Source organism: Streptomyces pyxinicus (genome assembly GCF_024753135.1).
Lineage (GTDB): Bacteria > Actinomycetota > Actinomycetes > Streptomycetales > Streptomycetaceae > Streptomyces > Streptomyces pyxinicus.
The window spans coordinates 275,120-295,515 of the sequence record NZ_JANUGP010000002.1; the positions used below are offsets into that span (position 1 = coordinate 275,120).

General features: G+C 74.0%; 17 protein-coding genes and 1 pseudogene. 8 read left to right on the forward strand and 10 right to left on the reverse strand.

Going from position 1 to position 20,396, the window contains the following annotated elements:
- Positions 1–181 precede the first annotated feature (181 nt).
- Both NX794_RS03755 and NX794_RS03760 read left to right on the forward strand, forming a co-directional pair.
- Complete coding sequence (locus NX794_RS03755) at positions 182–754, forward strand: sigma-70 family RNA polymerase sigma factor (RefSeq protein WP_258776670.1); 573 nt, start codon at positions 182–184, stop codon at positions 752–754.
- Positions 751–2,055 carry a maleylpyruvate isomerase N-terminal domain-containing protein gene (locus tag NX794_RS03760; protein ID WP_428985843.1) on the forward strand — a complete coding sequence of 435 codons (1,305 nt, stop codon included), beginning with the start codon at positions 751–753 and terminating at the stop codon, positions 2,053–2,055. The genes NX794_RS03755 and NX794_RS03760 overlap by 4 nt, the downstream gene beginning before the upstream one ends.
- A gap of 206 nt (positions 2,056–2,261) precedes the next feature.
- Here NX794_RS03760 and purU read toward each other — a convergent pair whose 3' ends face one another.
- Both purU and NX794_RS03770 read right to left on the reverse strand, forming a co-directional pair.
- Positions 2,262–3,143 (reverse strand): formyltetrahydrofolate deformylase, encoded by an 882-nt coding sequence (gene purU / locus NX794_RS03765; RefSeq protein WP_258776671.1) that lies wholly within the window; start codon positions 3,141–3,143, stop codon positions 2,262–2,264.
- A gap of 46 nt (positions 3,144–3,189) precedes the next feature.
- Entirely contained in the window at positions 3,190–3,690 is a 501-nt protein-coding gene (locus NX794_RS03770) for an SCO4402 family protein (RefSeq protein ID WP_258776672.1), read from the reverse strand.
- A 117-nt stretch (positions 3,691–3,807) separates the two neighbouring features.
- On the opposite strand from NX794_RS03770, the gene NX794_RS03775 reads away from it, so the two are divergent.
- Entirely contained in the window at positions 3,808–5,127 is a 1,320-nt protein-coding gene (locus NX794_RS03775) for an ABC transporter substrate-binding protein (RefSeq protein ID WP_258776673.1), read from the forward strand.
- An 18-nt stretch (positions 5,128–5,145) separates the two neighbouring features.
- Here the strand turns inward: NX794_RS03775 and NX794_RS03780 are convergent, their stop codons facing one another.
- Positions 5,146–6,846: a hypothetical protein gene (locus tag NX794_RS03780; protein WP_258776674.1), complete on the reverse strand. Its 1,701-nt coding sequence runs from the start codon at positions 6,844–6,846 to the stop codon at positions 5,146–5,148.
- 200 nt (positions 6,847–7,046) lie between these two features.
- Positions 7,047–8,432 carry an NsdA family TPR-like regulatory protein gene (locus NX794_RS03785; RefSeq protein ID WP_258776675.1) on the reverse strand — a complete coding sequence of 462 codons (1,386 nt, stop codon included), beginning with the start codon at positions 8,430–8,432 and terminating at the stop codon, positions 7,047–7,049.
- Positions 8,433–8,689: 257 nt separating this feature from the next.
- Here NX794_RS03785 and NX794_RS03790 point away from each other — a divergent pair, with 257 nt between their 5' ends.
- Genes NX794_RS03790 through NX794_RS03800 form a run of 3 tightly spaced genes read left to right on the forward strand, consistent with a single transcriptional unit; the run spans position 8,690 to position 11,748 of the window.
- Entirely contained in the window at positions 8,690–9,355 is a 666-nt protein-coding gene (locus tag NX794_RS03790; RefSeq protein ID WP_258776676.1) for a bifunctional DNA primase/polymerase, read from the forward strand.
- Positions 9,356–9,385: 30 nt separating this feature from the next.
- Positions 9,386–10,162: an ABC transporter ATP-binding protein gene (locus tag NX794_RS03795; RefSeq protein ID WP_258776678.1), complete on the forward strand. Its 777-nt coding sequence runs from the start codon at positions 9,386–9,388 to the stop codon at positions 10,160–10,162.
- Positions 10,159–11,748, forward strand: coding sequence for a transporter (locus NX794_RS03800; protein ID WP_258776679.1), 1,590 nt, complete (start codon positions 10,159–10,161; stop codon positions 11,746–11,748). The genes NX794_RS03795 and NX794_RS03800 overlap by 4 nt, the downstream gene beginning before the upstream one ends.
- Positions 11,749–12,169: 421 nt before the next feature.
- Here NX794_RS03800 and NX794_RS03805 read toward each other — a convergent pair whose 3' ends face one another.
- Positions 12,170–13,492, reverse strand: a complete 1,323-nt coding sequence (locus NX794_RS03805; protein ID WP_258776680.1) for a UDP-glucose dehydrogenase family protein — start codon at positions 13,490–13,492, stop codon at positions 12,170–12,172.
- Positions 13,493–13,746: 254 nt separating this feature from the next.
- Here NX794_RS03805 and NX794_RS03810 point away from each other — a divergent pair.
- Positions 13,747–14,364: pseudogene (locus NX794_RS03810) on the forward strand (transcriptional regulator); the annotation flags it as partial.
- A gap of 224 nt (positions 14,365–14,588) precedes the next feature.
- Here the strand turns inward: NX794_RS03810 and NX794_RS03815 are convergent.
- The 3 genes from NX794_RS03815 to NX794_RS03825 all read right to left on the reverse strand — a co-directional run bounded on the left by NX794_RS03815 (position 14,589) and on the right by NX794_RS03825 (position 17,266).
- The gene (locus NX794_RS03815) at positions 14,589–15,422 is read right to left on the reverse strand and encodes a class I SAM-dependent methyltransferase (protein WP_258776681.1); all 834 of its coding nucleotides are present in this window, start codon (positions 15,420–15,422) and stop codon (positions 14,589–14,591) included.
- Entirely contained in the window at positions 15,419–16,288 is an 870-nt protein-coding gene (locus NX794_RS03820) for an alpha/beta fold hydrolase (protein WP_258776682.1), read from the reverse strand. The genes NX794_RS03815 and NX794_RS03820 overlap by 4 nt, the downstream gene beginning before the upstream one ends.
- Before the next feature lie 285 nt (positions 16,289–16,573).
- A complete protein-coding gene (locus tag NX794_RS03825) occupies positions 16,574–17,266 on the reverse strand; it encodes an iron-dependent transcriptional repressor DtxR (RefSeq protein WP_258776683.1) in 693 nt (230 codons plus the stop codon).
- A 230-nt stretch (positions 17,267–17,496) separates the two neighbouring features.
- On the opposite strand from NX794_RS03825, the gene NX794_RS03830 reads away from it, so the two are divergent.
- On the forward strand, positions 17,497–18,252 hold the full coding sequence (locus NX794_RS03830) for an SIS domain-containing protein (protein WP_258776684.1): 756 nt from the start codon (positions 17,497–17,499) through the stop codon (positions 18,250–18,252).
- Positions 18,253–18,272: 20 nt separating this feature from the next.
- Here the strand turns inward: NX794_RS03830 and NX794_RS03835 are convergent, their stop codons facing one another.
- Together NX794_RS03835 and NX794_RS03840 are read right to left on the reverse strand one after the other, a co-directional pair.
- Positions 18,273–19,682, reverse strand: a complete 1,410-nt coding sequence (locus tag NX794_RS03835; RefSeq protein ID WP_258776685.1) for a PAS domain-containing protein — start codon at positions 19,680–19,682, stop codon at positions 18,273–18,275.
- Positions 19,683–19,772: 90 nt separating this feature from the next.
- Positions 19,773–20,054: a GNAT family N-acetyltransferase gene (locus NX794_RS03840; protein WP_258776686.1), complete on the reverse strand. Its 282-nt coding sequence runs from the start codon at positions 20,052–20,054 to the stop codon at positions 19,773–19,775.
- Between the last annotated feature and the right edge of the window lie 342 nt (positions 20,055–20,396).

The following is a 20,396-nucleotide window of genomic DNA, read 5'->3' on the forward strand; positions in this document are numbered from 1 at the left end:
TGCCACGGGGGGCGCACATTGTCACAAAGGGGCGTGCGCTGTCGGACGTGCCGACTACATTCGAGAGGACGGCGCGGAGAGGCTGGACGCCGGAGCACGGAGTACGGAGCGCGGAGTACAGGGCACGGAGCACGGAGTACAGGGCACGGGAGTACGCAGCACGGGCGAGGGGAGGGACCGTATGGCCGGGCAGGACGCACCGCCCCGCGGGGACCGCAAGATGCAGCAGCGGCTGGCGCGCGGGGAGGCGGCGGCCCTGGGCGAGCTGTACGACCGGTACGCCTCGCTGGTGCACAGCCTCGCCCACCGGGTCCTCGGCGAGGAGAAGGCCGCCGACACCGTCACCCGCGAGGTCTTCGCCCACGTCTGGGAGCACCCCGAGACCTACGACCCGCGGCAGGGCCCGCTGCGCACCTGGATCACCACCGTCACACGCCGGCTCGCGGTCGGGCGGCTGCGCGACAGCGAGGCCGCCGCGCTGGGCCACGGCCTCGGCGGCGATGCCGGGGAACTGGAGCGCAAGGTGCGCCACGCCTCGGTCGCCGCCCGCGCCTACGACATCGTCCACGCCATGCCGGCCCCGCTGCGCGCCGCCCTGGAACTGGCCTACGTCCAGCGCCGGGACTACCGCCAGACCGCCACCGACCTGAACGTCACCGAGGACGAGGCCCGCCGCCGGCTCCGGCTCGGCCTGCAACTGCTGTCCACCGCCCACGACGCCGGAGTCCCTCCGGAACCGGGAGGTGCGCGGTGAGCGGCGCGGGCGGACACGGGGCGCACGACGACGACCGCGAGGAGGACGGGCGGCAGCGATCAGAGGACGAGCGGTACCCGTCCCGGGACGCGCCCGACCCCGTCGAGCCGCCCCGCATCCCGCTGCCCCGCGCCTCCGTCGAGGACGGCGAACGCGCGCTGCCCGACCCGGACGACGTGCTGCCCGCCCCGCTGGACCTGCCCCACGATGTCCTGAAATCGCTGCTCGGCGCGTGGGCGCTGGCGGCCTGCTCGGCGGCGGAGACGGCCGCCGTGGAGGATCACCTCGGCGGTTGCGGAGCCTGTGCCGACGAGGCACGGCGGCTGCGCGAGGCGGTCGGGCTGCTGCACCAGCCGGAGAGCCTCGACCTGGACCCGGGGCTGCGCACCCGGGTGCTGGCGACCTGCCTGCAGCGCCGGCCGCCCCGCGTCCCGGTCCCGGACTGGGCGGCGGCGTACGACACCGAGACCGCGCGGCTCGACGCGCTGCTCCAGGACTTCGGGGACGCGGAGTGGCACGCGCCGGTGCGGCTGCGCTGGTTCGAGGCCGACGCGCCCGCGCACCGGCGGACGACCGTCGCCGGGGTGATCGCGCACCTGCTGGCGGTGGACGGCCTGATCGCTCGCGCCCTGGGCCTGCCGGACCCGGTGGCCGAGGGCGCGGAGGCGGCCGGGCCGACCGGGCGCACCGAGGCGTTCTGGCGGGCCTCGCGCGTGCCGCCGACCGCCGCGGTGCGCGGACCCTGGCGGGAGCAGAGCCACGCCCTGGTGCGGACGGTGTCGTTCACCGGCGGCCACGCGGGCGGCCTCGGGGTGCCGTACGGCGGGATCGAACTGCCGCTGCACGACGCGATGCTGGACCGCGCCTTCGAGTGCTGGGTGCACGCGGAGGACATCGCGGTGGCGGTGGACTACCCCTACGACCCGCCCGCGCCGCGCCAGCTGCACCGGATGATCGACCTCGCGGCCCGGCTGCTGCCTGCCGCACTCGCCGAGCGCCGCCGGGCCGGCCTGTCCGCGCCCGGTACGGCCCCGCACCTGGTCAGCGCCGGAGCGCCCGGGCAGAGCCTGCGGCTGGAGATCGAGGGCGCGGCAGGCGGCCAGTGGCTGATCCCGCTCGACTCACCGGGCGCGGTGGGCTCGGCCGCGCACGAGGTGGCCCATGTCGCCCTGGACGGCGTGGAGTTCTGCCGCCTGGCCGCGGGCCACCTGCCCCCGGAGGAAGCGGCGGCGGGCCAGGACGGCGACCGCGAGGCCATCAGAGACGTGCTCTACGCGACGGCGGCCCTGAGCCGCCTGTGACTCCCGGGCCCCAAAGGGGCGCGGGGAACTGCGCGACCAGCCACCACGAACCCGCAGCCGACGGCCACGCCTCCGCGCCCGACAGGGGCGCGGGGAACTGCGCGATCAACCCCCACGCGCCCGCAGCCGCCGACACACCCCTCGCGCCCAGCCGCTAGACGAACACCACCCGTCCAGCCGCTAGACGAACACCACCCGCCGAGCCGCTACGCGAACACGACCGTCCGGCGCCCGTTGAGCAGAATCCGCCGCTCCGCGTGCCACTTCACGGCCCGCGCCAGCGCCTGGCACTCCACGTCGCGGCCGACGGCCACCAGCTGGTCCGGCGTCACGTCGTGGCCGACGCGCTCGACCTCCTGCTCGATGATCGGCCCCTCGTCCAGGTCGGCGGTGACGTAGTGCGCCGTCGCCCCGATCAGCTTCACACCCCGGGCGTGCGCCTGGTGGTACGGCTTGGCGCCCTTGAAGCTCGGCAGGAACGAGTGGTGGATGTTGATGATCCGCCCGCTGAGCCGCTTGCACAGGTCGTCGGAGATGACCTGCATGTAGCGCGCGAGCACGACCAGCTCGACGTTCTCCTCGCGCACGATCTCCAGCAGCCGCGCCTCACCCTCGGACTTGGTGTCCTTGGTGACCGGGATGTGGTGGAACGGAATGCCGTAGGAACCCACCAGCTCCTCGAAGTCCGTGTGGTTGGAGACCACGCCCACGATCTCCACCGGCAGCGCGCCGATCCGGGCCCGGAACAGCAGGTCGTTCAGGCAGTGCCCGAACTTGCTGACCATCAGCAGGATCCGCATCCTCGTGTCGGCCCCGTCGAGCTGCCAGTCCATGTGGAAGGAGTCGCCGATCGCGGCGAAGCTGGCCCGCAGCTTCTCCAGCGTCACCGGCGCCTCGGCCGAGAAGTGCACGCGCATGAAGAACAGACCCGTGTCGTGGTCGCCGAACTGCTGGCTGTCCTCGATGTTGCAGCCGGTCATGAAGAGATAGCTGGAGACGGCGTGCACGATGCCCTGCTTGTCCGGGCAGGACAGGGTCAGGACGTACTGGTCGGCCGGGGCGGCGGCGGGCGCGGACTGCTCGTTCATGCACCACAGAATCCCACACCCGGCCCCGGCCGAGGGCCGCCGTCCGCTACCCGGACCGCGTCACGATCCGCAGGATCTCCAGGCTGCGCGGCGGCACGTCGGGGTCGTCGCCGTCGCTCGCGGCGAGCCGCACGTGCGCGTCCCGTGCCGCCCGCACCGCCTCCGGCCACGCCTCGTGCTCCAGGTAGGCGGCGACCGGCGCGTCCGGCCCGACCTGGTGCATGATCCGCAGCACCCGCAGGACGGCGGTGTCGACGAGCGCCGCCTCCTGGGAGTCGCGGAAGATGGTGCCGACGTACTTCTCCGCCGACCAGTTGTCCAGCCAGGTGTCCTCCACCAGCCGGTAGACGGCGTCGGTGACGTCGCCGTACCCGTCCACGCCGGCCAGCCAGACGTCCCGCTGGAACACCGGGTCGGAGAGCATGTGCAGCGCCGAGCGCACGTGCGTGCGCCAGCGCCACCACGGCATGTCGTTCAGGGGCATGCCGCCCATGGTGGAGGAGCGACGGCCGCGACGGGAAGAGTTCTCCGAACCTTGCACGGTCATCGATCGTACGTTCCCCGGCACAGAAGCCTCACATGCCCCGGTAATTCACCCCGGTGTCACCTTTCGTCGACCGAGGGTCACTCCCGGGTTCGCGGCGCCCGGGAATCGTGCGGGTGTATGACCGGCAGGCGACGCACCCGTACCCTCCCCGTACTCTCCCGTCCCGTCCGGCGCACGGCCCTGGCCGCGGGCGCCCTGGCCCTGTGTACGTCGTTCACCGCCGGGTGCGGGCTCGTGCCCGGCGGCGCGGGGGGCGCCGCGGGCGACCCGGTCAAGGTGATGACCTGGGCGCCGCAGGACACCGACGCCACCAACAAGCCCGGCATGCCCGCGATGGCGCTCGCCTACGCGAAGTGGGTCAACGCGCAGGGCGGTATCGCCGGGCACCGCCTTGAGGTCCTCACCTGCAACGACCACAACGACAGCGTGGGCGCCGCGAAATGCGCCCGGCGCGCGGCGGCCGAGGGCGTGGTCGCGGTCGTCGGCTCCTACAGCCAGTTCGGCGACTCCTACCTCGCCCCGCTGGAGAGCGCCGGCATCCCCTACATAGGCGGCTACGGCGTCACCAACGACGAGTTCACCGGCAGCATGTCGTACCCGGTCAACGGCGGCCAGCCGACCCTGCTGGCCGGTCTCGGCAAGGCCCTCGCCGGCACCTGCGGCACGGTCGTGCTGGTCCGGCCCGACAGCATCGCCGGCGACGAGCTGCCCGCCATGCTCGACTCCGGGCTGAAGGCCGGCGGGCACCCGGACGCGGCCGACCAGCTCGCCGCCGAGGACGCCACCGAGTACGGCGGCCAGGCCGAGCGGGCGCTGCGCGCGGCGACCGGGAACCCGGCGAAGGAGGGCTGTGTGGTGCCCGCGCTCGGGGACCGCACCGACACCTTCATGGACTCCTTCCGGCGGGCCCGCGCCGGGTACCCGGCGGTGCGCACGGCGACTGTGCTGGGCAGCGTCGACCAGACGGTGATCAACACCACCGGCGGCGCGTCCTCGCCGTACGAGGGCGCGTACATCACCGGCTGGTACCCGCCCGCCTCGGACGCGCGCTGGGACGGGATGAAGAAGGTGATCGACGAGGAGGCCTTCGGCGACAACCGCATCGACCCCGCGGACGCCGGTGTGCAGACCACCTGGATCGCCTACACCGTGCTCAAGGCCGTCCTGGAGAAGATCGGGGACGGCGAGGTCGGCGCCGACAGCGTGCGCCGGGCCCTCAACGGCGGGCTGCGGGTCTCCACCGGCGGCCTCACCCCGGACCTGCGCTGGCCCTACGAGGGCAAGCTGGCCGGGGTCGGCTTCTCCCGCCTGGTCAACGCCGACGTCACCCTCCAGGTGGTGAGGGACGGCAAGCTGGTCGCGGCGGGCAAGGGCATCGGCGGCCCCGACGGCATCGCCGACATGACCGCCACCCTCCAGCACGCGGATGTGCAGTGAGCGCCGGGCGTCGGCCCGTCAGAGCTGGGTCGGCTGGCGCTGGGTGAGGCCGTACTCGCGGGCGATGGCGTTCCAGAGCTGGGCCGCCTGCGCCTTCTGCGCGCTCGCGGTGCCGCTCTCCCGGTTGCCGGCCTGGGTCTCGCCGGTGGTCCGGGCGTGGCCCTTGCGGCAGACCTTCTGGTTCTTGGCCTGTCCGGCCCAGGCCGCGTAGTGGTCGTCGGCCGCGGCGGAGGCCTGCCATGCCTTGGTCAGCGCGGCGGTCAGCTCGCCGTGGGAGGGCAGCTTGTCCACGGTCAGCTGCCCGAGCCGGGTCACCAGCCGGCCGCGCTGCTTGGCGGCGTCGCGCAGGTTGCCGGCGGCCTGGTCGAGGTTGTCGCACTGCTTGACGTCGGCGACCGCCTGGATCACCGAGGCGCGGCTGCTGCCGCTGTCGCCGAGCAGCTTGTCGAGCGCGACCGCCTGCTGCCGGGCCGGGTCGGCGTCGGGTGCGGCGGAGGATTCGCCCGCGGCCGGGGAGGTGGCGGAGACCGTCTTGCCGTCGTCGGCCGCCTTCTTGTCGCCCCCGCCGCTGAGCAGCGCGCCGGCCCCGAGTCCGAGGGCGACGATGACGACGCCGACGGCCGCGATCAGCGGCACCTTGGACCGGCCGCCGCGCCGCCCGCCGTCGTCTCCCGCGTCGTAGTCGTCGTAACCGCCGTGACCGCCGTGACCGCCGTGACCGTTGTGCGAGGGGCCTGCCGGGGTGTACGACGCCCGCGCCGGGCCGGTGTCCGACTGCGGGACGCGCGGGAGCTGCTGGGTGGACCCGGCCGGGGCGCCCTCGCCGCCGGGGCCCCGGAAGAGGTTGTCGAACTCGGCCGGGGGCTGCCGCTCGCCGTCCTGGGCCTGTCCGGCGTAGGGCGGGAGGTACTGGGTGGCCTCCGCGTCGGCGGACCCGGGCTGCTGCGCCTGCGCCTGCGGCTGCTGCTGCTGCTGGGAGCGGTGGCCGAGGTACCGCGTCTCCTCACCGGCGGACTCCGGCGGCAGCGCGCCCCCGGTCACCGGCGGCAGGTACTGCGTGGCGCCCTCGTCGGCGGGGGCGGCCGGGACGGGCGGGAGGTACTGGGTGGCGCCCTCGTCCGCGGGCCCGCTCGGCACCGGCGGTATGTACTGGGTGGCGCCGTCGGCCGTCGGGGGCAGCGGGCCACCGGCGACCGGGTACGGCTCCTGCGGGTACGGCTGCTGCTGATAGGGCTGCTGGGGGTACGACTGCTGCGGGTACGCCTGCTGCTGGTGGGGCTGGGGCTGCTGCTGGTACGGCTGCTGATAGGGGTCCGCGCCGCTGTAGCCCGGCTGCGGGGCGCCGTAGCCGGGCTGGGGGGCGCCGTAGCCGGGCTGGGGGGCGACGCCGCCGTACTGCGCCTGCCCGGCCGCCTGCCCGCCGCCGTAGGACGGGGCCGGGGCGCCCTCGGGGGGCAGCGGGCCCGGGTTCGCCGGGGCGCCGGGGCCGCCCCACTGCGGGGCCGCCGCCGGGGGCCGGCCCTGGCCCTGCCGCGCATCCCGCGGCTGCTGCTGTTCGGGGCCCCAGGAGCCGCCCCAGGCCTGGCCGCCGGCCGGGGCCGCGGGGGCGGGCGTACCGGTCTGGCCCGGCAGCAGGGGCGCGCTTCCGTCGGAGGGCAGCACGACGCCTTCGCGCGCGTTCCGCTCCGAGGGCTCCTCGCCCTGTCCACTCTGCGTCACCGGGACTCCTACCAATGGGGGACCTTGTGAATCGTCGGCTCACGCTACCGGGTCCCCGGAGCCGGGTGCCACGCAGCTCTGGGCGCCATCTCCTTCCCTGTGACAGCGGTGGCAAAACGCCCCGCGCCGCGCTGTCGAGGGCACCCGGTGGCCGTACGGGTGCCGTTCGCCTGGTGTTCACGCGCGCGCGGGGCCGTTGTTCAGGCGGCCTCCTGAAGATCGAGACGCGCCCCGAACTCCCTGACCACCGCCTCGTCACGGAAGGGCTCCAGGCGGTGCTGGAGATCCTCCAGATACTCGGCGCCGCGGTTGGAGCGCAGCGTCTCCAGCAGCTCGACCGCCTTCACGCCGGTGGCGCAGGCCTGCTCGACCTCGCGCTGCTGCACCTGGGCCGTGGCGAGCAGCACATAGCCGATGGCGCGTCTCCGGGCCCGGGTCTCGGGGTGGCCGGCCAGCGCCTGCCCGGCGTACCGGGCCGCCGCCTCGGGCTGGCCGAGGTCGCGGTGGCAGTGCGCCAACTCGTCGGCTAGGTAGGCCTCGTCGAAGTGCCGGATCCACACCGGGTCGTCCCCGGAGGAGGTGTCCGCCGCCTCCATCGCGGTGAGCGCCCGGCCGGTCGCCGCCTGCGCCGCGCGTCCGTCGCCGAGCAGCGCGTGTCCGCGGGCCTCGGCCGCGTGGAACATCGCCTCCACGCGCGGGGTCACCTGCCCGCGCGCCCCTTCCTGCGCCGCCCGCGCCAACTGGGAGATCTCGCGCGGGTTCCCGAGCTGCGCGGCCAGGTGGCTCATCGACGCGGCGAGCACATAGCCGCCGTACCCGCGGTCCCCGGCGGCCTGCGCGAGGCGCAGCGACTGGATGTAGTACCGCTGGGCGAGGCCCGGTTGGCCGGTGTCGACCGCCATGTATCCGGCCAGCTCGGTCAACCGGGCTACGGCGGCGAACAGTTCGCGGCCGACCGCCTCCCGGTAGGAGCCGGCGAGCAGCCCGGAGACGACGCTGTTCAGGTAGTGCACGACGACCGGGCGCACGTGCCCGCTGCCGTACTGGTGGTCGAGGTCGGTCAGCGCCTGGGTCATGGACCGGACGGCCGCCACGTCGGACTGGCCCACGCGCGGGCCGGCCTGCCGGGCCACCTGGGCGTCCGGCGCGGAGATCAGCCAGTCGCGGCTGGGCTCGACCAGCGCGGAGGCGGCGACGGAGGAGCCGGACAGGAAGTCCCGGCGCCCCACGTCGCTGCGCCACAGCTCGCAGACCTGCTCGATGGCCCCCAGTACCGTCGGCGAGAACTGGAGACCGACCCCCGAGGCGAGGTTCTTGCCGTTGGCCATGCCGATCTCGTCGATCGTGACCGTACGGCCGAGCTTGCGCCCGAGCGCCTCGGCGATGATCGCAGGCGCCCGGCCCCGCGGCTGCTGGCCGCGCAGCCAGCGGGCCACGGACGTCTTGTCGTAGCGCAGGTCGAGACCGTGCTCCGCGCCGCACATGTTGACCCGCCGGGCCAGCCCGGCGTTGGAGCATCCCGCTTCCTGGATGAGTGCCTGCAGCCGTTCGTTCGGCTGCCTCGCCACTAGAGGCCTTGCGGCCATGTGCTTACCCCCTGTTGCGATCCCCTGGAGCGTGTCGGGAAGATCACTGCCCAGCCGACATACCGTCAATGCGCGACATGTGCGATTTGCCGGGGTAACGACTGGAGCCACCCCCACCCCTGACTACCCGCTTCACCTCCCGCCTCCTCCTACGCGCCCCCAGGCGTGCACCCATGCGCCCCGGTTGCGGAAGCGATGCTCCTCCCCCGCGCGCGATAGAGCCGTAACTCCCGTTGGACGCGGGAGTTGAGTGGGGCGTGGAAGAGACGATCGCGGGCGCCCAAGACATCCAGACTGCCGGCCGGATTCCGCAGCAGCGCGGGGAATCACTGCTGGACAACGCCGTACGGTACGCCGAGGAGCGGCACTGGGACGTGGTCCCGGGCACCTGGCTGGAAGCGGCCGTCGGAACGCAGCGCTGCTCGTGCGGGGACGCCTCCTGCCCCGCGCCGGGTGCGCACCCCGCGCGCCCCGACTGGGCGGCCCAGGCGACCGGCAGCGCGACCGTCGTACGCCGGCTGTGGCAGAAGCAGCCGGGCGCCTCGATCCTGCTGCCGACCGGGCGGAGCTTCGACGCGCTGTCCGTCCCGGAGAGCGCGGGCTTCCTGGCGCTGGCCCGGATGGAGCGGCTGGAGCTGACGCTCGGCCCGGTGACGCTGGCCCCGGACCGGCGGATGCACTTCTTCGTACTGCCGGGCGCGGCCGCGAAGCTGCCGGACCTGGTGCGCAGGCTCGGCTGGTCGCTCGCCTCGCTCGACCTGGCCGTCCTCGGCGAGGGGGCGTACGTGGCCGCGCCGCCCACCCGCTTCGGCTCCCGGGGCGCCGTGCAGTGGGCCTGCCGGCCGACGCCCGCGAACCGGTGGCTGCCGGACGCGGAGGAGTTGGTCTCGCCGCTGGCCTACGCGTGCGGGCGGGACCGGTAGCGGTCCGTCGCGGCCCCGTAGCCTTCGGGTATGACCGAAGCGGCAGTACGTGTACGGGGGCTCTGGAAGCGGTTCGGGCAGCAGGTGGCTGTCGGGGGGATCGATCTGGAGCTGCCCGCGGGCCGGTTCGTCGGCCTGGTGGGGCCGAACGGGGCGGGCAAGACCACCACCCTCTCCATGGTGACCGGGCTGCTGCGGCCCGACGAGGGCACCGTGGAGATCGCCGGGCACGACGTGTGGCGGGACCCGGTCGCCGTGAAGGCGCGGATCGGGGTGCTGCCCGAGGGGCTGCGCCTGTTCGAGCGGCTCTCCGGACGCGAACTGCTCGCGTACTCGGGGCGGTTGCGCGGACTGCCCGGCGCCGAGGTCGACAAGCGGGCCACCCAGTTGCTGGACGTCCTCGACCTGGCCGGCGCCCAGCACAAGCTGGTCGTGGACTACTCGACCGGTATGCGCAAGAAGATCGGGCTCGCCGCCGCCCTGCTGCACAACCCCGAAGTGCTCTTCCTGGACGAGCCGTTCGAGGGGGTCGACCCGGTGTCCGCGCAGACCATCCGGGGCGTGCTGGAGCGGTACACCGCCTCCGGCGCCACCGTGGTGTTCTCCTCCCACGTCATGGAGCTGGTCGAGTCGCTGTGCGACTGGGTCGCGGTACTGGCGGCGGGCCGTATCCGCGCCACCGGCACGCTCGCCGAGGTGCGCGGCGCCCATCCGACGCTCCAGGCCGCGTTCCTCGAACTGGTCGGCGCGCACGACCGGCACACCGGCTCCGACCTCGACTGGCTGGGCGGCGGTGCGGTCCGATGACGAGCGTGACCTCCACCGTCGTACGGCTGAAGCTGTCCCTCCTGCGCAACGGGCTGCGCCAGTCCGGCGGCCGGCGGGCCGCGTTCGTCTTCTCGGCGGTCGCCGCGGTCCTGTTCGCCCTGGCGCAACTGCTGGGCCTGCTCCTGCTGCGCGGGCACGCGCACGCCGACGTGGCGGCCGTGACCGGCACGGCCGTGCTGGCGCTGGGCTGGGCGGTGCTGCCGCTGTTCTTCCCGAGCGGCGACGAGACCCTCGACCCGACCCGCCTGGTGCTGCTCCCGCTGCGCCCCCGGCCACTGATCCGATCCCTGCTCGCCGCCTCCCTGCTCGGCATCGGCCCGCTGTTCACGCTGCTGATCCTGGCGGGCTGCGTCCTGGCCCCGGCGCACGGCCCCGCCGGGTACGTGGTCGCGCCGGTCGCCCTCGTCCTGGTCCTGCTGAGCTGCGTGGCACTGGCCCGGACCGTGGCCACCGCCAACGTACGGCTGCTGACCAGCAGGAAGGGCCGCGATCTGGCCGTCCTGAGCGGACTGGTGATCGCGGTCGGCGCCCAGGCGGTCAACTTCGGCGCCCAGCGCCTCGGTTCCTCCGGCCTCGGGCAACTGCGGCCGGTCGCGGACGTGCTGTCCTGGATACCGCCGGCGTCGGCGGTAGCGGCGGTACGCTCCGCGAGCGAGGGCGCGTACGGCACGACACTGACCCAACTAGCGCTTTCTGCATTGGGATTGACGCTACTGCTGTCGACCTGGTCCCGGGTCCTGACCCGCCTGATGACCGCACCGGACGGCTCCACGCTCCAGCCGGCCGACGCGGGCACCCGGGACCGGGCCGGGACCGGCGGCCTCGCGCGACTGCTGCCGGGCGGCCGCATCGGCACGGTCATGGAACGCAGCCTGCGCTACATCTGGCGCGACCCCAAGACCAAGGCGGCCTGGGTGACCTCGCTGGCCATCGGCCTGATCGTGCCGGTGTTCAACGCGGTGCAGGGCACCGGGTCGGTCTACTTCGCGTGCTTCGCCGCCGGGATGCTCGGCATCCAGATGTACAACCAGTTCGGGCAGGACACCTCCGCCTTCTGGATGGTGGCCACGACCATTTCCTCGCCCCGGGACGCCCACGCCGAACTGCGCGGCCGGGCCCTGGCCCTGCTGCTGATCGCCCTTCCCTACTCCGTCCTCGTGACCGTCGTGACCTCGGCGCTGCTGGGCGCGTGGAGCCGGCTGCCGGAGGTGCTGGGCCTCTCCCTCGCCCTGCTCGGGGCGATGCTGGCCACCGGCGCGTGGACCTCGGCCCGCTTCCCGTACTCCATCCCGCAGGAGGGCCACAAGAACATCGCCGCCGGGCAGGGCAGCCTGGCCTGGATCTCCATCCTCGGCGGCATGATCGCTGCGGCCCTGCTGTGCGCCCCGCTCATCGCCCTCACCATCACCCTCCACGTCACCGCGGGCGGCACCACCTGGACCTGGCTCCTCCTCCCGACCGGCACGGCCTACGGCACGACGCTCACCTGCACGGGCCTACGCCTGTCGGCCCCGCGCACGGCGTCCCGGCTGCCGGAGATCTTGGGGGCGGTGAGCAAGGGGTAGGGCCCGAGCTTCGGACACCGGAGGAAGAGGCGGTCGGCCTCCGGCGGGGGTCGCAGGCATCCGTTCCGGGGACGTGGCGTCAGCTTGAGGGCGGGAACGGCGTCCAGAGCCGTGAAGCGCCGGTTGCTCTCACGGCGGACCGGCCTCGGGGCCTCAGCCTCTTCGGCCTCGTCGTCCTCCGACTCCGGGCCCTCCACGGCCGGCCATGCCCTCTGAGCTGACTCACTCCGTCAGCCGTGACGACGCTCAGCCGATCTGTGTCCCGCCCTCGCGGGCACGAACTGCGGAACGAGGACGCGTACGAGGACGCGGACGAATCAGGACTCGCAGAAGCGCAGCCATACGTCGGCCGCGGACGCGGGCGCCCGCGTCCGCGGCGCGGTGAAGAAGTACGTCATCGCTGGTCATGGCCGGGCCCGTGCTACTTTCCCGGGCGGCCGAGTTGGTGGACGGTCCAGCCTGCCGCCCGCCAGGGCTCGGCGTCGAGGGTGGTGCGGCAATCGACAAGCAGGGCGACGGCCGGACGGCCGGCCAGGGCCCGGGGGTCGGCCTGCCGGTACTCGGACCACTCGGTGGCCAGGACGACGATGTCGGCGCCGTCGAGGGAGGCGGCCAGGTCGTCGGTGTAGTCCAATTCCGGGTTGCGGACCATCGCCGTGGGTACGGCCTGCGGGTCGTGCACGGTGACGCCCGCGCCGGCCTGTTGGAGGGCCTGGGACAGGGCGAGGGCCGGGGACTCGCGCACATCGTTGGTGCCCGGCTTGAAGGCGGCACCCCACACGGTGATCCGGGACCCGCTGACGGGCCGCTCGCCGAGGGCGCGCTCGATGAGTCGGAGTGCGACGTCGGTGCGCTGTTCGTTGATCACCTCCGCGGCCCGCAGGAGGGAGACGGCGCCCTCGGCGCTGAGGGCCCGCGCGGAGGCGGTGAAGGCGCGTACGTCCTTGGGCAGGCATCCGCCGCCGTAGCCGATGCCCGGCTGCATCCCGCCGCTGCCGATTCGCGGGTCGATGCCGAGGATGTCCACGATCTGGGCGATGTCGCCGCCCGCGGCCTCGCACATGTCGGCGACGGCGTTGATGTACGAAATCTTGAGGCCGAGGAAGGTGTTCGCGGCGCCCTTGGCCAGCTCGGCTGTCTGCGGGTCGGTGATGAAGATCGGGACACCGGCGTCGATGATCCTGGCGTACACGGCGCGGATCGTCTTCTCGCCCTCCGCCGTGGTGACGCCGGCGATGAGGCGGTCCGGGCGCAGGGTGTCCTCCACGGCGTGGCCCTCGCGCAGGAACTCGGGGTTCCACACGACCTCGACCCCGTCCCCGGCCGGGGCGAGACGCTGGGCGAGGGCGGTGACCTTCATGGTGGTGCCGACGGTGACCGTGCTCTTGCCGACGATGGTGCACGGCTGGTCGAGGTGGGGGGCGAGCTGGCGGATCGCGCCGAAGACCTGTGCGGTGTCGTACGAGCGGCCGTCGGCGTCGATGGGGGTGCCGACGCCGATGAAGTGCAGCTCGGCGAAGGCGGCGGCCTCGCTGATGTCGGTGGTGAAACGCAGGCGCCCACTCGCGGTGTGCCGGGCGAGCAGTTCCGGCAGCCCGGTCTCGTAGATGGGGCACTTGCCGGCGTTGAGCCGGTCGACCTTGGCCCGGTCGACGTCCACGCCGACGACCTCATGGCCGAGTTCGGCCATCGCTGCCGCGTGCGGGATGCCGAGGTGTCCGCAGCCGATCACAGAAACGCGCATCGCGGGTCGTCCTTGTCTGGTCGGGTGCCCACCGAACTCGGTCGGCCCCCGCACGGTACCGGTTCTCGGACAGGGCCCAAGTCGGGCCGCACGCCTGTTCGTTGGGGTGTTCGACCGGTGCGGTGCGGGGAAGAACACGTTGTGCGACTCGGCGGCCTCCACGACGGGCCAGAGCGAGCCCGCTGTCACCTCCACGCCGTAGCGGAAGCCCAGCTCACGCACTTCCTTGACGGGGCCGGTGCCGGTCAGGTGCTTCGCCGCTCGCCGCCGCCGCGGCGGCCCGGGAGCTGAGCATCGTGCTGCGGCACCAGGACCAGCCCGCCGCAGCCGAGCGACACATCCTCGACGCCGTGACCCAGGTCGAGGGGACCGGGCTGCGGACCGATGCTCAGCGCTCGGCGTACGCGCAGATGCTGTGCACGACCTCGTACACCGCGGCGCGCGCCGGGGACCGTGACCAGGCCCTGGCGATGATGGGTGACGCCGTGCGGGCCGCCCGCGACCTCCCCGACGTCGCGCCCGAGGGGCGGTTGTTCCCCATCACGCCGGCGGCAGTGGACCTGTACTCCGTCGGCGTCCACTGGGCACTCGGGGACGCGGGCGCCGCGCTGGAGGCCGGCCGTGAGCTGCGCGAGGGCCAGTTCGCCACGGCCGAGCGCAGGGGAAGGATGCATACCGACCTCGGACGGGCGTGGTGGCAGTGGGGCAAGGCGGAGCAGACGGCTGCCGAGCTGCTGGCCGCAGTGCGCGTCTCCCCGGGAGAGGTCCGCGACCGGCCCGCGATCCGGCAGATCGTCAGCGACCTGCGGTCCCGTCACCCGAGGGTGGCGGGCGTGCGCGAGTTGGCAGGGGCCGTGGGCTCGGCGGCCTGAGCAGCTGCGGCCCATCCTTTCGCCCGGTGTACGCCCAGCGGCACCTTTGACGGCGGATCCGCCTGCCCGGCCGAGTGCGGCCGGTCGTACACAGTGTCCGTCGTGGACCCGGCGCTCGGCGGCACGGCTCGCGGAACCGGCGGGGCCGGCCCGTCGCCGTCCGGCGCGACCTGTCGCGCCAGGGCAACCCGGGGTCGTACGGCGTTCCCGGGCGCCCAGGGGCCTCACTGCCGGTCGGGGGACGCCGTGGTGACGTGCACGCGGAAGTGGCAGGGCAGGGCGCCGGACGGGGTGGTGCGGTCGGTGGCGTGGGTGAGGAACTGCTCGCGCAGGGCGGTCAGGGCGGGGGTGTCCAGGGCGGCGAAGTCGTAGAGGCCGGACAGGGCCGTCCAGACGTGCTCCGGTGGGGCGCTCAGGTCGAGGGGCACCGTCTGCTGGTCGGGGGCGGCGAATCCGGCCGTGGTGAGCAGGGAGGCGAGGTGCTCGGGGTGTCGGGTGCGGCGGTCGCCCAGGGTGGGCATGCGGCGGGCGGGCGGTGTTCGTTCGAGGGCCGTGGGGAGCAGTTCGCCGAGCAGTTCGTAGCCCGCGCCGCCCCCGCCCGCACCGGTGACGCAGGCCAGCAGGCCGCCGGGGACGAGGACGCGGGCCAGTTCCGCGACGACCCGCTCGATGTCGGCCATCAGCATCAGGGCCAGGTGGGAGACGCAGGCGTCGAAGCCGTCGTCCGGGAAGGGCAGGTACTGGGCGCGCGCCTCCGCCAGGGCCGCCGTCGACAGGGCCGGGCGGCGGCGGGCCAGGGCCAGCGAGTCGGGCGAGAGGTCCACCCCGGCGAGCCGGCGACCGGGGGTGGCGGCGAGCAGTTCCAGCAGGGAGCCGTCGCCGCAGCCCAGGTCCAGGACGCGGCGGCGGCCAGCCACCAGGTCCCGCAGGATCGCGTAGCTGGAGCGGCCGTCGGCGGCGCGGGCACCGGCGAACGCCTCGGTCGTCACGGCCGGGTGGCGCGCGTGGAAGGCCTTCAGGAACGCTTCCTGGCCGGTCTGGCAGATCTGGCCCGTCATGCCGTCAGCACCCGGTCCAGGAAGGGTTCCACCACCGAGCGCCAGGCCTCCGGCTGGGCGTAGTGGACGAGGTGGCCGGCGTCGGTGATCTCCGCGTACTCGCCGTGGGGCAGGACCCGGACCATCTCCTGGGCCTCGGCGCGGCCCAGTTCGCCGTCCAGGCCGCGGACGACCAGGGTGGGGCAGCGGACCTGGGCCAGTTCCTCCCAGTGGGCGTCGTACACCCAGGTCTCGCGGGAGGCGAGCATGCGGTCGGGGGAGAAGACCGGACGCCAGCCGTCGGGGCCCTCCTGCATGACCTCGGCGTAGAAGGCGCCGCGGGCCGGGTCGGGGCGCTCCAGCCAGGGGTCGTCCTCGCCGAACCACCTGCGGACGTCGGCGAGCGTGGCGAAGGGGACCGGCCAGGAGCGGAACCAGTCGGTCCACTCGCGCTGGGAGGCCGCGCCGAGCGCGGAGGCCCGCATGTCGCAGACGACGAGGCCGCGCACCAGGTCGGGACGCTTGGCGGCGAGCTGCCAGGCGGTCAGCGCGCCCATCGCGTGGCCGACCAGGACGGCGGGGGCGAGGCCGAGCTGTTCGATGGCGGCCTCGGCGTCCGCGACGTAGGCCTCCCGGGTGTACGCGTCCTCGGCGGGCTTGGCGCTCTGGCCGTGGCCGCGCTGGTCCAGGGCGACGGCGCGGTGCCGTTCGGCGAGCCGGCGGGCGCTCGCGGCCCAGTGCGAGGCGCGGCCCATCAGACCGTGGAGTAACAGCAGGCCCGGAGTGCCGGGACCGGCGCCGTCCGGGTCCTCCTTCGGAGGGTCGGCGAACTCCCAGGCGGCCAGCCGTGCGCCGCCCGCTCCCGTGACCTCGATACGCCGTGCCATGGGCCTGGCACCCCCCAGCTCCGCCTGCTTCGTACCGGTGTTCTGCCGTCGTACTGCCGCCCGCAGACTATCGAATGCGCTTTCGAGAACTCCGTCTCTGGAGACAACACCCCTCCTTCGAGTGACACCCGCCGAGGAATGATCGCCGTCTTCGAGGGGATCTTTCAGGCGGGAGGCGGACCGCTCGGGGAAAAACGGTCCGAAGGGGATGACCCTGGGAGCTCGGGGCTCCGGGTCAGCACAGGGGAGGACAGGCCCCGGCGCCGCAGGCGCCGGGGCTCTCTGTCAGCGCTTGGCGACGAACACGTGCGAGGCGACGTCCGCCGCCAGCTCGGCCGCCTCACCGCCGCTGCCCACCAGCACCCCGCCCGCCGACTCCGTCACGCTCACCACCGAGCCGGGCTGCACGCCCGCCCGCCGCAGCGTGTACATCAGCTGGGCGTCGGTCTGGATCGGCTCCCCGATCCGGCGGACCACGACCGTCTTGCCGTCCGAGCCCGCGTCCAGGTCGGCCAGCGAGACCATGCCCGCGTCCAGGAACGGATCGGCGCCGTCCTTCTCGCCCAGCTCCTCCAGACCCGGGATCGGGTTGCCGTACGGCGACTCGGTCGGGTGCCGCAGCAGCTCCAGCACCCGCCGCTCCACCGCCTCGCTCATCACGTGCTCCCACCGGCACGCCTCCGCGTGCACCTGCTCCCACTCCAGGCCGATGACGTCGACCAGGAGACACTCGGCGAGGCGGTGCTTGCGCATCACGCGCGTCGCCAGCCGGCGCCCCTCGTCCGTCAGCTCCAGGTGGCGGTCACTGGCCACCGAGACCAGACCGTCGCGCTCCATCCGCGCCACCGTCTGGCTCACCGTCGGCCCACTCTGGTCCAGCCGCTCCGCGATGCGCGCGCGCATGGGGACGACGCCTTCCTCTTCGAGTTCGAGGATGGTGCGGAGATACATCTCCGTGGTGTCGATCAGTCCGGACATACGTGCCCCTCGATTACCTCTGCCGGTGAAACCCGGCCGCGTGCGCTGGCCCTGACACCAATTCTGCCGGATCCCACCGACAACCGGGGGGCACCGGCCGAACCGGACCCTCCCGGGCGGGTGTCCGTCCACATCCCGGAACGCCCGGCCGCGGCACCCGGCCGTATTGACACCGCACTGGTCCAGACCGCACGGTGATCCGCGACACAGACGCTGCGAAGGGGCACCGCATGAGCGACGGCACGCCTGCCGACCTGTTCTTCGACGCGGCCATCGGCCTGCTGCGACGGGTCCGCGAGGAGGAGGCCGGGGCGATCACCGCGGCCGGCGCCCTGCTCGCCGACACCGTCGCCGCCGGCGGCCGGCTGTTCGCGTTCGGCGCCGGGCACTCCTCCCTGGCCGCCCAGGACGTCGTCTACCGCGCCGGCGGCCTCGCCCTGATGAACCTGCTCGCCGTGCCCGGCGTCGTCGGCGTCGACGTCACCCCCGCCACCCTCGGCTCCGCGCTCGAACGCGTCGACGGCCTCGCGGGCGCCGTCCTCGACACCGCCCCGATCCGGTCCGGCGACGCCCTCGTGATCATCTCCCTGTCCGGGCGCAACGCCCTGCCCGTGGAGATGGCCACCGGCGCCCGCGCGCGCGGCGTCAAGGTCATCGGCGTCACCTCGGTCGCCTACGCCGCCGAGACCACCTCCCGGCACTCCTCCGGCACCTTCCTGAAGGACCACTGCGACGTCGTCCTCGACTCCAAGATCGCGGTCGGCGACGCCGAACTCACCCTCGACACCATCCCGGCGCCCTTCGCCCCCGCCTCCACCGTCGTCACCGCCGCCCTCATGCAGGCGGTCCTCGCCACCACCGCCGCCACCCTCGCCGAGCGCGGCATCGAGCCCCCGCTGCTGCGCTCGGGCAACGTCGACGGCGGCCACGAGTGGAACAGGCGCGTGATGACGGAGTACGGCGACCGGATCTTCTACCGCCACTGAGCGACGGTCGGCCGGCGAGGCTACCCCCGTGCGAGGTCCGCCAGGTCCAGGGCCACCGCGATCCGGCCGGCCACGTCCTCCGCGTACGCCGCGTCGGACCGCTCGAACCGGCTCCGGCTCGCCCCGCGCAGGAACGTCACCACGCCCAGCGTCCGCCCCCGGCTGCGCAGCACCGTGCACAGCGCGTGCACCGCGTCCGGCGGCCACTGCCGGTGCAGGGCCCACTCCCGAGCCCGCTCCGGCGGCACCGAACCGGCGTCCGCGCGCACGGTCCCGGCCCGCTGCACGCACTGGAGGGCGGGATGCCCGTCCGCGTAGCGCAACGGCAGCCCGGCGGCCCCGGCCAGCCGGCTCGGCCCCGGCGCCCCGGCGGGCGTGGCGGCGAACCGTACGAGCCGTACCGGCTCCGTCGATTCCGTCGGCCGGGACGGCTCGGTCGCCGCCTCGCCGCCCGCGTCCGCCACCCGGTCCACCAGCGCGTGGTCGGCGAAACCGGCGAGCGCGAAGTCGAGGTGCACGGTGGCCGCCTCCGCCGGGTCCTCGCACTCGGCGGCGGCCCGCGCCGCCCGGTGCAGCTGGTTCGTCCGGAACCGCAGCAGCGCCGCCTCCTGCTCGCCCTGCCGGGCCTCGGTGACGTCCTGGAAGAGCCAGCCGACCCCGAGCGGCACCGGCTCCTCCGCCAGCGGCGAGGCCAGCCGTACGAAGCCGCTGCGCCAGCACCGGCGCCGCTCGCCCTCCGCCGTCCGCACCGTCACCCACATCTCGGCCGGCGCGGGCGGCGCGCCCTCGGCGAGTACGTGCGTGAGCGTGGCCTCCAGCTCCTCCACGCCCTGGGCCAGCAGCTCACCGAGCGGCCGGCCCAGCACGGCGCTGCGCCGCAGGCCGAGCGCGCGGGCCGCGTGCGCGTTCACCACGGCCGGCCGCAGGTCCGCGTCGACGAGGACGACACCCCAGGACGCCTTCTCGAACAGCGCCTCGCTCAGCGCGATCGAGCGCTCCAGGTCGATCTGCGCGTGCACCTCGCTGAAGGCACAGTACACACCCGCCGGCTTGCCGTCCGGTCCCGGTACGGCGGCGGACTGGGTGCGCACCAGCACCCGGCCGCCGTCCTTGGTGACGAGCGCGAACTCGTGCACCTGCCGGCCCGGCGCGTGCGTCGCCGACATCAGCCGGGCCTGCACCTCCTCGGCGTCGGCGCTGCGCACCGCCCAGCCGGCGAACCCGGGCCGGCCGACCGCCTCGGCGGCGCTCCAGCCGAGGATCCGCTCCGCCTCCCGGTTCCAGTGCGTCACCACCCCGTCGGCGTCGAAGGCGCACAGGGCCGCGTCCATGCCGTCCAGCAGCGCGGCGAGCAGATCGGAACCGCCGGGCTCGCCGGGCTCGTCCGGCCCCAGCTCGTCCGTGGTCCCACTCCGCCGCGAAGCACTCACCTGGACCCCCTGGAGGCACTGGCCATCACTGGCCCCCATTCAACTCGAACGTGATGCAGCACACATCATGTTCCGGCAAGTCCGCAGGAATCAATCCCGGGCTCCCGCCGGCCGAAGCCGCAGGTCGACCCACTCGTCCCGCTCCCCGTCCAGCACATACCGCTCGATCTCCACGAACCCCCGGCGCCCGGCGAACCGCAGCCCGTCCTCGTTCACCGCCGGCACACACGTCTCGACCACCTCGGCCCCCAGCCCACGCGCGTGGGCCAGCCCGCTCTCGTACAACACCGTCCCGAACCCCTGCCCCCGGAACCCGGGCAGCACTCGCGCGATGACGGTGGCGACCCGCTCCTCCCCCACCGGCGGCCGCACGGTCGAACACCCCACGAGCCGGTCCCCGGCATACGCGTTCTCCAGCGTCGCCGTCGACGGTGGCGAGCCGGAGTTCGGTCACGCGCGGAAGGTACCGAAAAACAGTTGAGCCCTTCCCGGGGGGTTCCTTAGGGTGGCGAGTACACGAGAAGGGAGGTGGTTCGGCAGATGTATGAGAACCGGACGCGTGAGGTGGCTGCGGGCTAGCGGTCCGCCACCACATCCAGTGCGGTGCCGGACCCGCACGTGAACGACGCGTGCACCCGGCCCAATCCCCAGCAGTCACCCGACCCGCGAGTCCGCCGGTACGTCCGGCCGGCTTCGATGCCGTGAGGCGGAGAA